Annotated in this window: 13 protein-coding genes; 12 read left to right on the top strand and 1 reads right to left on the bottom strand. The window is 44.8% G+C overall.

All coding sequences use genetic code 11. The annotated features are described in order from the left end of the window. Positions 1-26 precede the first annotated feature (26 nt). Together B7P33_RS04645 and B7P33_RS04640 are read left to right on the top strand one after the other, a co-directional pair. Positions 27-713: a response regulator transcription factor gene (locus B7P33_RS04645; protein WP_097440814.1), complete on the top strand. Its 687-nt coding sequence runs from the start codon at positions 27-29 to the stop codon at positions 711-713. A 4-nt stretch (positions 714-717) separates the two neighbouring features. Then, on the top strand, positions 718-1,782 hold the full coding sequence (locus B7P33_RS04640; RefSeq protein ID WP_097440813.1) for a sensor histidine kinase: 1,065 nt from the start codon (positions 718-720) through the stop codon (positions 1,780-1,782). On the opposite strand, the gene B7P33_RS04635 is transcribed toward B7P33_RS04640, so the two are convergent. Further along, entirely contained in the window at positions 1,698-2,822 is a 1,125-nt protein-coding gene (locus B7P33_RS04635; RefSeq protein WP_097440812.1) for a glycosyltransferase, read from the bottom strand. The genes B7P33_RS04640 and B7P33_RS04635 overlap by 85 nt on opposite strands. Before the next feature lie 72 nt (positions 2,823-2,894). Between B7P33_RS04635 and trmB the strand changes: the two genes are divergently transcribed. From trmB to B7P33_RS04585, 10 genes are all read left to right on the top strand, one after another. After that, positions 2,895-3,572 carry a tRNA (guanosine(46)-N7)-methyltransferase TrmB gene (trmB, locus tag B7P33_RS04630; RefSeq protein ID WP_097440811.1) on the top strand — a complete coding sequence of 226 codons (678 nt, stop codon included), beginning with the start codon at positions 2,895-2,897 and terminating at the stop codon, positions 3,570-3,572. Between the two features lie 79 nt (positions 3,573-3,651). Then, entirely contained in the window at positions 3,652-4,290 is a 639-nt protein-coding gene (locus tag B7P33_RS04625; RefSeq protein ID WP_097440810.1) for a LysE family transporter, read from the top strand. Next, on the top strand, positions 4,280-4,606 hold the full coding sequence (locus tag B7P33_RS04620; protein ID WP_097440809.1) for an MGMT family protein: 327 nt from the start codon (positions 4,280-4,282) through the stop codon (positions 4,604-4,606). Before B7P33_RS04625 ends, B7P33_RS04620 begins: the two co-directional genes overlap by 11 nt. 360 nt (positions 4,607-4,966) lie before the next feature. After that, the gene (locus tag B7P33_RS04615; protein WP_097440808.1) at positions 4,967-6,103 is read left to right on the top strand and encodes an Mrp/NBP35 family ATP-binding protein; all 1,137 of its coding nucleotides are present in this window, start codon (positions 4,967-4,969) and stop codon (positions 6,101-6,103) included. 3 nt (positions 6,104-6,106) lie between these two features. After that, positions 6,107-6,346: a NifU family protein gene (locus B7P33_RS04610; protein ID WP_097440807.1), complete on the top strand. Its 240-nt coding sequence runs from the start codon at positions 6,107-6,109 to the stop codon at positions 6,344-6,346. A gap of 72 nt (positions 6,347-6,418) precedes the next feature. Next, entirely contained in the window at positions 6,419-7,477 is a 1,059-nt protein-coding gene (locus B7P33_RS04605; RefSeq protein WP_097440806.1) for an NAD(P)/FAD-dependent oxidoreductase, read from the top strand. Positions 7,478-7,567: 90 nt separating this feature from the next. Then, positions 7,568-7,897, top strand: a complete 330-nt coding sequence (locus B7P33_RS04600; RefSeq protein WP_097440805.1) for a 2Fe-2S iron-sulfur cluster-binding family protein — start codon at positions 7,568-7,570, stop codon at positions 7,895-7,897. A gap of 364 nt (positions 7,898-8,261) precedes the next feature. Further along, on the top strand, positions 8,262-9,398 hold the full coding sequence (locus B7P33_RS04595) for a DmpA family aminopeptidase (protein WP_097440804.1): 1,137 nt from the start codon (positions 8,262-8,264) through the stop codon (positions 9,396-9,398). A 40-nt stretch (positions 9,399-9,438) separates the two neighbouring features. Next, positions 9,439-11,631 carry an acylase gene (locus B7P33_RS04590; RefSeq protein WP_097440803.1) on the top strand — a complete coding sequence of 731 codons (2,193 nt, stop codon included), beginning with the start codon at positions 9,439-9,441 and terminating at the stop codon, positions 11,629-11,631. Between the two features lie 577 nt (positions 11,632-12,208). After that, positions 12,209-13,750, top strand: coding sequence for a hypothetical protein (locus tag B7P33_RS04585; RefSeq protein WP_097440802.1), 1,542 nt, complete (start codon positions 12,209-12,211; stop codon positions 13,748-13,750). Positions 13,751-13,755: the final 5 nt, after the last annotated feature.

The following is a 13,755-nucleotide window of genomic DNA, read 5'->3' as shown; positions in this document are numbered from 1 at the left end:
CAAAGGGATTTTTAAATAGCACGCAGATGAAAAAGAAGGATATCAGGATACTTTTAGTAGACGATGAACCGGATATCTTGGAGATTGTTAGCTACAATCTGTCGGCCGAAGGGTACCAAGTTTTTACCGCCAAAAATGGGGTTGAAGGTGTAGCCAAGGCCAAAAAGAAACTACCACATCTTATTATATTGGATGTTATGATGCCCGAAATGGATGGCATCGAAGCCTGCGAGATCATTCGCAATACGCCTGCCCTTGAGAACTCGGTAATTACATTTTTAACGGCCCGTGGTGAAGACTATTCACAGGTAGCCGGATTTGAGGCCGGGGCCGATGACTATATTACCAAACCGATCAAACCCAAAGTATTGGTCAGTAAGGTGAAGGCTTTGCTAAGAAGACTTAAAGATGATACCCCAGAGGCCGAAGAGATCTTTAAGGTGGGTAATATCGTTATCAATCGCGAAGAGTATAAAATCGTTAACGATGGTACCGAGATCGTTTTACCACGTAAAGAATTCGAACTTTTGGCCTTATTGACCTCCAAGCCCAATAAAGTTTTTAAACGCGAAGTGATTCTAGATAAGGTTTGGGGTAACGAAGTCGTGGTTGGGGGTCGTACCATAGATGTGCATATTCGTAAACTACGTGAAAAAATCGGTGACGATCATTTTAAAACCATTAAAGGGGTTGGCTATAAGTTCGTAGTTTAGCGGCATGGCCACAAAAGTTAAAAAATCGTACCGGTTCGCCTTGCGGACCGCCATCTTTATTACCCTAACCTTAACGATACTATTGGTGTTGTTTATGTGGTCTTTGGATCATGTAGACTGGCTGTTGTTGCTCTTGTTTCCGTTCTGTGTCTTTGGGGTGAGTATGGCTATTATCCAAATCCGTATAGAGAAATTCATCTATAAACGGATTAAAAAGATATACGACGACGTTTCCCTGCTCGAGAAATCTTCTTTTGCCAAAGCGCCGGTGACTACCGATATGAAAACCCTTACCCAAGAGATCGAGCGTTTTGCCCAAGGGAAAAAAATAGAGATCGATACCCTGCGTATTCGCGAAGAGTACCGAAAAGATTTTTTAGGTAATGTATCGCACGAACTTAAAACCCCCTTGTTTACGGTGCAGGGTTATATAGAGACCTTGTTAGACGGGGCCATGGACGATGAAAAGATCCGAAAAAAATACTTGAATAGGGCCAGTAAAGGGGTAGAGCGGCTGATTTATATCGTAAAAGACCTGGATCTGATTACCAAATTGGAAACTGGTGATATGAACTTGGAGCGTACTGATTTCGATATCGTTGAATTGGTAGAAAGTGTTTTTGAGCTGTTGGAGATGAAGGCCTCCAAGAAAAATATTACCCTAGCATTTGATTTGGAATATACCGATCCCATTATGGTAAACGGGGATCGCGATAAGATACAACAGGTAATCTCCAACTTATTGGTTAACTCGATCAAATACGGACACGAAAACGGTACCACCGAAGTCAGTGTTGAAAATTTGATCAAGAACAAGGTTATCGTTCGGGTAACCGATAATGGCGAAGGTATTCCCGAGAATCATTTGCCCCGTGTTTTTGAACGTTTCTATAGGGTAGATCAGAGTGGTAACCGCGAAGTGGGCGGCTCAGGTCTGGGCCTATCTATCGTAAAGCACATTATTGAGGCCCACGACGAAAAGATCTATGTAGAAAGTGTAAGCGAAGTAGGTTCCGAGTTCTCCTTTACCTTGGAAAAGGCCGAAAATACCGAGAACAGCGCACTGTAGTCTTCGTGCATCGGAAATCCGTCCAAACCTTTATAATCCGCAATTCGTTTCAATTCCGATAGGGTAAAACCTTCTTGTGTGGCATAGGGCACCAGGCCTTGTTTTTGTAGGCGTTCGGCCAAATACTCTTGCTCGTATTGCCCCGGGGTTGGAATAAAAAAGGCTTTTTTGCCCAGTTTGGCCAGATCCATAACCGTGGTATAGCCAGAACGACTCAATACTTGGTTACTTTGGTTAAAGGCCAATTGCAATTGTTGGGTCTGCATAAAGTTGAAAACGGTAATCTCGGCAGATTCCGTTTGTAAAGTTTCTTGTCGCTGTTCTTCTTCGATTACCCCGCGAACCACCAAGGCCTTGCCCTTGAATTTTTGTAGTTGTACCATAACTTTTTCCTCGAACATAGAGCGTTGGGGCTCCGGGCCCGAAATCAGTACCATAAGGTCGTAAATTTTAGGGAGCTCTTCTTTGTTGAGCCTACTCAAAGGACCGAGGTATTTTATATGTAGGCCCTTCGATTTTTTTAAGTGTCCCAGTTTGCCGGTTAGGTTCGGTTTGCCGGCCACATCGGGCACCCAACAGGCTACGAATTTTTTAATGATTCGTTGGTGCATTTTAGAACTCATCCAGGTGGTATTGCCTGTGAGAACGTTCAATTGGTGGGTTATAAAGACGGATGGGATTTTTTTGCTGTATATGCCCAAGCGATTGTCAGAGATAATGCCATCCAATTCCAGATGGGCAATCATTTTTTTCAATTCCTTCTTCTCGCGTCGTATGGCTTTGATCATTTTTGGGCTGTCCCAAATCATTTTTAGCTTAAAATGTTTCCCTTTTTTGGCATATTTGATCTTGTAGGAGGGTAGTGCTACATACTCCAAATGTGGGAATTCCTTTTTTAAAAGCTCCAAAGCGACTCCATCGGATCCAATTATAGGAATGAATCCATGATTTTCCAAAGCTTGAATCAAGGGTATACACCGGGTGGCATGTCCGAGTCCCCAATTCAGGGGCGCCACTAAAATTCTTTTACCATACTGCATGAACACAAAAAAACGAAACCCAAAACCCAATCGGATTTCCTTAATTTTGCCAAATCATTAAAAAATGGTTTTGTGGGCAGTAAGAACAAGCTAAAGCGATTCAAGGAAAACGAGACTTTCGATAATGTGATCCAACCAACCCGTGAAGAAGCGGTTTCCGGAGATTTCGAATTTAAAGGGAATTGGAAGTCCTTCTTTAAGAACGATAATCCCATCGTTTTAGAGCTGGGGTGTGGTAAAGGGGAGTACACTGTAGGACTGGCCCGTATGAACCCGAACGTAAACTATATCGGAATCGATATCAAAGGGGCACGTTTTTGGCGTGGTGCCAAGACCGCTTTGGAAGAAGGTTTACCCAATGTGGCCTTTTTACGTACCCAAATTGAATTGGTAGAACATTTTTTCGGGCCCGAAGAGGTTTCAGAGATCTGGATCACTTTTCCCGACCCCCAAATCAAATACAAACGTACCAAACACCGCATGACCAATCAGGTGTTTTTAGATCGGTATGCCAAGATCTTAAAGCCCGGGGGCTATATTAACCTAAAGACCGATAGCGAGTTTATGCACGGCTATACCTTGGGGCTGTTGCACGGACTGGGCTATGAGATTGAATATGCCAACCACGATGTTTATAAAAACCATGGAAGTCCTTCTGAAGTGTTGAACATCCAAACTTTTTACGAAAAACAGTATCTTGAGCAAGGAAAACCGATTACCTATGTTCGGTTTCGCCTCCAAACCCAATAGAAACATCTCTGTCGATTTGCTCAAATTATGAGCAAGGCACAAAGATGTGACCTATAGATTTAGAAAATAGACCAAAGGCTTGAAACACCTATTGATTTTGTTCTTCGCAACCTATTCGGCGGCCTTTATGGCGACCGTACCCCCAGGCCTATTGAATATGAATGCGGCCAAAACCTCGGTAGAACGGGGTAAGCGTTTTGGGGTGGTCTTTAGTTTTGGGGTGTCTACCGTTATTATGGTGCAGGCCTATGTGGCGGTATTGATCTCCAAGTTTTTGAACAACAACCCTCAGGTGGTTTCCTATCTGTTATATGCCGCATTGGTCATTTTTGCCTTTTTGGCCGTTTACTTCTATTTGGTGGCCCGTAGGCCCAAACGCCCTGCTGTTGAAAAGGCTAAGGAAATCAGTAAAAAGAATAGTTTTTATAAGGGCGGGCTGTTGGCTTCGCTCAATTTATTGACCATACCCTATTATGCCGGACTCAATGCGATGTGGAACGCTTCCGGTTGGATTGAGTTTCTTTGGCAAGATACCCTAACCTTTGTAATGGCGGCCGGCTTGGGTACCTTTAGTGTACTCTACCTCTATGTATTCTACTTCAACAAACTGGAGTTTAAAAACGGTTCCTTCTCTAAAAAGGCCAACTATATACTTTGCGTGTTAATGGTTATTCTTTTTGTGATTACCCTAATTCGTTTACTGCGCCATGGCGGATGAAACTTCATTTTTCGATAGGGTGTACGAAGTGGCCCGCCAAATTCCGTATGGCCGGGTAACCTCTTATGGGGCCATTGCCAAATACTTAGGGGCGGCCCGTAGTGCCCGAATGGTGGGCTGGGCCATGAACGGCTCGCACAACAAAGACGTACCTGCACATAGGGTCGTAAACCGAAAGGGTCTGCTCAGTGGGAAACATCATTTTGAGGGTACCAACCTAATGCAGCAACTGCTCGAAAACGAGGGGATTGTGGTCATAGACAATCAAATACAAGACTTTAGCACCGTTTTTTGGGATCCTTGCGATATGCTTTAGAGATTGGTCTGAAATGTGTGATTGGGAGTCATTATAGACCATTTTAGATGTCATATGAGATAAAATTTTTATGCATAGCCATAGCTACGGATCAAAATTTTAACGAAATAGGGCGCGAAAAGGGGCATAATAGACCAATTGACATATTTCAGAACATTCTCTTATCCCAAAGAGTAGTATTTTTGTAGCGGTTTCCGATATTGGTTTTCAGGCTAGGACTAAACAGCGTGTATCGGTTCCAAAACACAATTCAGGGGTAAAATGTGAATTCTATACTAAATTAGTAGGGTATTCATTTTCTATCCCATATCTTTGACGCCTTTCTTGCTGAAAGGAGGGTGTTTTTATATTAAATGCACAATGAAGTTACATAAAAGTGACATACTTAAATCCTTGGAATCCATTACCGTACCTGGTGAAGGAAAGAACATGGTAGAGAGTGGGGCTGTTACCAATGTTATGGTATTCGGCGATGAGGTAGTGGTCGATCTTACCATCGCCAATCCGAGTTTACAGGCTAGAAAGAAGACCGAGGTCGAGGTTATGAAGGTAATCCACGATCAAGTATATGCCAAGGCCAAAGTTCAGGTTAATGTAAAGGTTGAAGCCAAGGCTCAGGCCCCTGTGAACGAAATCAAGGGGAAACCCATTCCGGGTATTCAGAATATTGTCGCCATCGCCTCGGGTAAAGGGGGCGTGGGTAAATCTACCGTAACTGCAAATTTGGCGGTTAGTCTTGCCAAAATGGGCTTTAAGGTAGGCTTGTTGGATTCGGATATTTATGGGCCATCGATGCCCATTATGTTCGATGTGGCCGATCAAAAGCCCCTAGCGGTCAATGTAGACGGTAAATCGAAGATGAAACCGGTAGAGAATTATGGCGTAAAAATGCTGTCGATTGGCTTTTTTACTCAGCCTAACCAAGCCGTCATCTGGCGAGGGCCCATGGCCGCCAAAGCCTTGAACCAAATGATATTCGACGCCGATTGGGGCGAGCTCGATTTTTTATTGATCGATCTACCTCCGGGTACCGGCGATATACACCTGAGTATTATGCAGGCCATGCCTATTACCGGGGCCGTGGTGGTAAGTACACCTCAAGAAGTGGCCCTGGCCGATGCCCGAAAAGGGGTGGCCATGTTCCAGCAAGAGACCATTAATGTGCCTGTTCTGGGTATAGCCGAGAATATGGCCTATTTTACCCCAGCCGAATTGCCCGACAATAAATATTATATCTTTGGAAAAGAAGGCGCGCGAAATTTGGCCGAGGATATACAAGTACCCTTTTTAGGGGAGATACCCTTGGTACAGAGTATTCGCGAAGCTGGCGACGTTGGGCGCCCGGCTGCCTTACAGGAAAATTCCCCTGTAGCCGTGGCCTTCGAGGAATTGACCAAAAACGTAGTGGCCGAAACGGTACGTAGAAATACCGATATTCCCCCTACGGAAGCAATAAAGATTACAACTATGGCCGGCTGTTCGGCCGTAAAATCATAACGGATGACTTCGGAAGAAATCAAACAAAACGTAGAAAAGGCCTTGGATGAGATTCGCCCTTTTTTGCAAAGTGACGGAGGCGATATTTCGCTAGTGGCCATCGAAGATGATAGTTTGGTAAAGGTAAAACTGCACGGTGCCTGTGTGGGGTGTAGCGTAAACCAAATGACCTTGAAAAGTGGTGTTGAAATGACGATAAAGAAGTACGCTCCTCAGATTGAGGAGGTTCTGAGCATCGACTAGCACCTGATATTTATCATAAAATCCACTGTATTACTTTAGATAGCTTTGCGGCTATCAAATTTTCCATAGCACATGATCAAAACAGATATACTGATTATCGGTGCGGGGCCCACAGGGCTTTTCACCGTGTTTGAAGCCGGATTGCTACAATTAAAATGCCACCTTATCGATGCCTTACCGCAACCTGGGGGGCAGTGTGCCGAAATCTACCCAAAAAAGCCTATCTACGATATCCCGGCTTTTCCAGAGGTTTTGGCCGGCGATCTTGTAGATAACCTTATGGAACAGATCAAGGCTTTTCAACCTGGTTTTACCTTGGGCGAAAGGGCCGATACCATCGAAAAACAAGACGACGGTAGTTTTATCGTAACCACGAACAAAGGTACCCAGCATCAGGCACCCGTAGTGGCTATTGCGGGCGGATTGGGAAGTTTTGAGCCCCGTAAACCAGCATTGGAAAATTTGGCCCATTTCGAGGACAATGGTATTGCCTATATGATCAAAGATCCCGAAGTTTATCGCGATAAACGTGTGGTTATTGCCGGAGGGGGCGATTCGGCCTTGGACTGGAGTATCTTCCTGACCGATGTGGCGGCTGAGGTTACTTTGATTCACCGTAGGAACGAATTCCGTGGTGCTTTGGATTCGGTTGAAAAAGTACAGCATCTGAAAGATTTAGGAAAGATCAATCTGATTACCCCGGCCGAGGTAACCGGTTTATTGGGCGATGATTCCCTAAGCGGTGTAAGGGTTAAGAAAACAGGTGAAGATGAGGCCTTCGATTTGGAATGCGACAGTTTTATTCCCCTATTCGGACTTTCTCCGAAATTGGGTCCTATTGCCGATTGGGGACTCGAAATAGAGAAAAACGCCATTAAGGTGAACAATGCTTTGGATTATCAGACCAATATTCCCGGTATCTATGCCATTGGCGATGTAAATACCTATCCCGGAAAATTGAAGTTGATCCTATGTGGTTTCCACGAGGCGACCCTAATGTGTCAAAGTGCTTACCAACGCATCCATCCCGACAAACGGTATGTCATGAAATATACCACTGTGGGAGGGGTAACCGGTTTCGATGGTTCTAAAAAAGAAGCGCCGAAAGCCGTTGTTAAGGCAATCGATTAAAATAGTAAACTAGGGATTAGGATTAGTGGATAGTGATTTGCCTTGAGAAATATTGATTACTATCCACTGGTCACTAACACACTAAGAAACATGGCTGACGTAAAAATTACCATTACCGATCGCGACGGGGTTGCCCACGAGGTAGATGCCCCTACCGATATGAACATGAATTTAATGGAGGTGGTTCGGGCCTATGAATTGGCCCCAGAAGGCACCATAGGTATCTGTGGTGGCATGGCCATGTGTGCTTCTTGCCAGTGTTATGTTGAGAGCGATCACGATCTACCGGAAATGTCAGACGATGAAGACGCCATGTTGGCCGAGGCATTCCATGTGCAAGATAATAGCCGTCTAGGTTGCCAGTTACATATTCATGAAGACATGGATGGACTAAAGGTGACTTTGGCCCCGGAAGAATAGATACCTCTATCTTGATTTCAACTTTTAGCATTTTGAATATCGGTTAGTTGTTAATTATTGAGTAGCATTGTCACCCTGAGCGCCGTCGAAGGGCATTGAACAACGAAATTCTTAATTGGGTTTGAAAGCTAACCTTTAGGCAGTTACGGTGCTCCCGACAATTTGTATTAATCGAACACAGGCTTTTAAATGAAATATTTGATAAGGTCGCTTTTGGGCGGCCTTTTTTATTTTATGATATTACCGAATTAAACGCGGTGCCCTCACCCCCAACCCCCTCTCCCATAGGAGAAGGGGAGATACGTTGTAATTGAAAGATGGGATAGTTTCATTTTCCGTAATTTCATAGACTAAAACCAGGCCTATGAAACCGCTTTCATTATCCGTAATTTCATTTGTACTCTGTTTTACAGGCCTTATGGCCCAAGAGCGAGGGCGTATACGCGATTTTGGGGTGGCGCCCGGGATACTGAATCCGGGAAAGTACAATGCCATTACCGACGTGGCGGGGATCAGTGTGGGCCATACCACTTTGGTCAAAGGCGATTCCATTAGGACTGGGGTTACGGTGATCAAACCCCACCAAGGCAATGTTTTTCAAGAAAAGGTGCCAGCCGCGGTCTATGTCGGTAACGGATTCGGTAAGGCCTTGGGTTTTACGCAGATCGAGGAGTTGGGGAATTTGGAAAGCCCGATTGCCCTGACCAATACCCTAAACGCCTTTTTAGTGGCCAATAGCCTGATCGATTATACCTTGGCCCAGCCCCAGAATGCCGGAATCCGTTCGGTTAACCCGGTGGTGGGGGAGACCAATGATGGTTGGTTGAACGATATCAGGGGTAGGCATGTGGATCAAAAAGCTGTTTTCCAAGCTTTGGAAGAAGCCAAAGACGGTCCCGTGGCCGAGGGTAATGTTGGTGCCGGTACAGGAACCCGCTGCTTAGGCTTTAAAGGGGGCATCGGAACCGCCTCTAGAGTGTTGCCCAAAGCCAAAGGTGGTTATACCGTTGGGGTACTCGTACAGACCAATTTTGGCGGGGTGCTGACCATTAACGGGGCTCCGGTAGGTGAGGAGCTGAACAATTTCTATATGGCCGAAGATGTTCCCTATGTGGTCGATGGTTCGTGTATGATGGTCATTGCCACCGATGCTCCGCTGAGTGATCGTAACTTAAAACGTTTGGCCAAGCGCTCTTATCTGGCCTTTGGCAAAGTTGGGGCCTTTTCCTCCAACGGGAGCGGCGATTATAGTATTGCCTTTAGTACCCATACCGACAATCGTATTCCTTATACGGGAATCCCAATGGAAAAAGAAGGTACCGAGCTTCCTAATGATTATATGTCCCCACTGTTCCTAGCCGTGGTCGAAGCTACCGAGGAGGCCATCTACAATTCGCTGTTCATGGCCGAGGATATGACCGGACAAAAAGGGCGGATCATGAAGGCCTTGCCCATTGCTGAGACCTTAAAGATTCTTGAAAAATATGGGGTAAGAAAGTAATGATGATTTTCCGTAATTTGAACCCATAAATAACTTTATCATGAAAGCCTACCTTTCTTTTTTTATCGTATTCCTGTTACTTATTGGTTGTAAAGAGCAAACCGCTTCCGATGAAGTGGCCCAATGGGAGGCCCAGGCGGAGAACGTCACCATTGTACGAGACGATTATGGGGTGCCGCACGTCTATGGTAAAACCGATGCCGATGCTGTTTTCGGGATGCTTTACGCCCAGTGTGAAGACGATTTTAACCGGGTAGAACAAAACTATATCTGGGCCACTGGCCGTTTGGCCGAGGTAGAAGGGGAAGAGGCCATCTATTCCGACCTAAGGGCCAAACTCTTTATGACTGAAGCTGAGGCCAAGGCCAATTACGAAAAAAGTCCACCATGGCTTAAGGATCTTTGCGATGCCTTTGCCGATGGTATCAATTATTACCTGTATACACATCCGGAGGTAAAACCGCGCCTGTTTACCCGTTTTGAACCTTGGATGCCTATGTATTTTTCCGAAGGTTCCATTGGTGGCGATATTGAGCGTATCTCCATCGAAAAAATCAAAGCCTTTTATGAAAATGGGGCCGCATTGCCTGAAGCCCAAAAGGTGGCCTTACAGACCGAATTGGAAAACCAAGAGCCTGCAGGGTCAAACGGAATAGCCATTTCAGGAGATCTTACCGCATCGGGTAATACCTTGCTTTTAATCAACCCGCATACCTCTTTCTACTTTAGGGGCGAGATGCATATGGTTTCTGAAGAAGGCTTAAATGCTTACGGGGCGGTAACCTGGGGGCAGTTTTTCATCTACCAGGGCTTTAATGAAAAAACCGGGTGGATGCACACCTCTACCTATACCGATGTTATGGACGAGTTTATGGAAACGGTGGTTGAAGACGAAGACGGACTCTTTTACCTCTATGGCGATGATACCCGGGAGGTGGCCCAGTCGGAAACCACGATCAAATACAAGACCGAAAACGGTATGGCCGAAAAAACCTTTCCCCTGTACCATACCCATCACGGACCCATTACCCATATGGAGCAAAACCAATGGGTAGCCTCGGCTATGATGTGGGAACCCGTTAAGGCCCTCGAGCAATCTTTTGTCCGGACAAAACAAACCGGTTATAAAGGGTTTAGGGAAATGATGGATATCCGCACCAATTCATCCAACAATACCGTATATGCAGATGCCGAAGGTAACATCGCTTATTTTCATGGTAATTTCGTTCCGGTTCGCGATACTTTATACAATTATCGGAAGCCGGTAGATGGCAGTAACCCGGCAACCGATTGGAAAGGGTTGCATACCGTAGATGAAAATATCTTGGTGCTAAACCCTGAAAACGGTTGGATCCAGAACTGTAATTCCACTCCCTATACTTCCGCCTTGGAAAATAGCCCGAAACGTAGCGATTATCCTAAATATATGTCATTGGATCGCGAGAACTTTAGAGGGGTTCATGCCATTGAATTGCTCACTGGCCGTTCGGGTTATACCCTCGATAATCTCATCGAATTGGCGCACGACCCTTATCTACCCGCCTTTGCCGCTTTGATTCCGGGCCTTTTGGAAGCCTATCGCAATGCTGCGGAAAAGGATGCCGATCTCGATAAGGCCATGGATATCTTGGCCGATTGGGATTTTAAAACCGATACCGAGTCGGTGGCCATGACCTTGGCCCATTTTTATGGTACACGCTATTGGCAAGAAGGCAAACGACCCGAAGCGGCGTCACATATGCAGAGTATAATTTATTTCGGTTCTGAATCCCCAGAAATGGAACGCTTGACCATTTTTAAAAAGGTAATGGCCCAATTGGAAGCCGATTTCGGTACTTGGGAAATGCCATGGGGCGAGGTACACCGCTATCAAAGGCTTAATGGCGACATTCGTCAAGCCTTTAATGACGATAAACCTTCTAAGGCCGTTGGTTATGCCTCCGGTCGTTGGGGGGCATTGGCGGCCTATGGGGCCAGATACCATAACGATACCAAAAAAATATACGGTACCCGTGGTAATAGTTTTGTAGGTGTAGTGGAGTTTGGCGAAAAAGTAAAAGCCAAGACCATTTTGGCTGGCGGACAGAGCGGTAATCCAGATTCGCCTCACTTCGACGACCAGACCGATGCTTATATAAGCCACAAATTCAAGGAGGTACCCTTTTATAAGGAAGATGTGCTTCAACGGGCCAAGCGTACTTATCGTCCGGGAGAAGCCTTTGGCTCTGATTAGCATATGGAATTTAAATTCAGATGATTTTTACTGATAAGTAGTATAAATCTTACTTTTTATCGAATAAATGCTTAAATATTTTTGAGGTCGACTTTTCTTTGGGGTACACTAGCAGTAGTATTAACTAAAAGTCGAAACTGATATTCGGGCAGAATAATTACTAGGTAAATCCATAAATTGACCCTTTCTCTTATGGGGGCGTTTCAGGAATAGACCCCAAATCTTATCCTAGGGTTTTCTGACCGAATGGTTTTGACTTTCAATCCTTTACTTTATGAACGGATGTAACCTACGACTCCTTCTTCAAGATTTATTCTTTTCTGTTAAAAGCGGAATTCAAGGTAATTGTATTTTGAACTGAATCATCACACCGGTTCGTGTAAAAACCGGATATTGAGTGTTTTGCCTTTTTTATTTCCTTATTCAATATTACCATAAAACCTACGTTTTAAAAAGGATAATACGTACATGAATAAGAGAATAAGACAACTATACGAAATAAAAATCCTAATCTATATCTAGCGGTTAAATTGACCCTTTTTCTTAAAGCATACAAATCGATCCCAAATCTTGTTTCGTGAAAAAAATAGTTTTATACCTTTTGTGCTGTATTGGCTTCGGTCTTTCGACCCAAGCACAAACCACGGTAAATCTTCCGGCATATTCCTGTGAAAACTGTCCGCCATTGATTAGCGGATTAAATTGTAATGCCGCAAACCTGAACCCTGCCAACATTTACGATGGGTTAGTCTATAACGGAACGGTTCGTTTACCTTATACCCATGGTAATGGAAAAGTTTATACTGCAGGGGCACCCATAGCTTCAACCGGGGTTAGTGGGTTAAGCCTAAGTTTACGTGCCGGTAATTTGGCCAATGGCCCGGGGGAATTAGTTTTTGATTTATCTGGTACCGCTGCCACAGCTGGGGCGGCCAACTTTCTAATAAATTTCGGAGGGCAGAGTTGTTCGGTTTCAGTGACTATAGTAGATGCACCGCCTTCGGTGGCCTCATTAAATTGTAATGGTGTACAACCTAATCCGGTGGATATAATCGAGGGTGAAGCGTATACTGGTACCTTTCGGGTTCCTTATACTAGGGGTAATGGCAAGGTGTATGCACAAGGAGCCCCCGTTTTATCTACCGGGGTAACCGGACTTACCGCTGTGTTAAGAGCGGGCTCTTTGGCTAATAATGCCTCAGGTGAATTGATTTATGATATTACTGGAACCCCGTCTGGTACCGGAACGGCAAATTTTCAACTTAGTTTTGGAGGTCAAAGCTGTAGCTTAGCGTTAACTAGTAGTGCGGTACCCGTGGTGGTAGATTGTTCCAGCGCAAGTATTGCCGGAAATTTAATGCAACATTATTACTTGGATGGAGGAAATCCTGTGGCCTTTGAAATTACGGTAGCCAATAACTCCTCCTCAAGTAGAAATCTCACATTTAGTACTTCCGACCTTACTTTGTCGGGTAACCCATTAAACGGAATCTCGGTTTCTGGGGTTAGCCCATCTTCAATAAACTTGGGAGCCGGGCAGTCCAGCACCATAAGATATACCCTGAGTGGTATGACAACTACAGCGGGCTCTGGTACCGTCTCATGGATCAATGGCGATATGTCTTGCCCTAACATACCGGTCACCGTACGTACCTTTTCTGCCCCAGGAGATTTGTTTTTATCATTGTATACCGAACGTATTTGTTCCAATAATAATGTGCTTGGCTTACGACAGGGCTCTGCAAGAGGTGTATCACTGAGAAGAAGCGGCGGCCCAAATATTAATCTGAATTTGCAGGTTCATGTTAGATGGTCTACAAGCCCAATAAGTGCTAGTACTTTAGGAACAGCTACTACCATTGGCCGATTACCCTATAGTATTCTAAGGGATTATTCGAATTCCACTACAAGCTATGCGAACAGATTGTATGCCAAAGTAACCTTTCCGGGCGGACAAGTGCTTTATGCCGATATAACCAGTCCTCCGGCATCTTGCGATCCCTTTAACCCAGGGGCCAATTATCAATATAGTAAATATAGATATGCGAGAGATTTGGGTCCAGATGATCCCTCGGCCCCAAAAGATGATCAAGATAGAACAAGTCCATTCCCAAATTAATCGTC

Source organism: Sediminicola luteus, assembly GCF_002514735.1.
Classification (GTDB): domain Bacteria; phylum Bacteroidota; class Bacteroidia; order Flavobacteriales; family Flavobacteriaceae; genus HQA918.
Note: the sequence above shows the minus strand (reverse complement) of the source record. Positions and strands in the feature narration are given on the sequence as shown.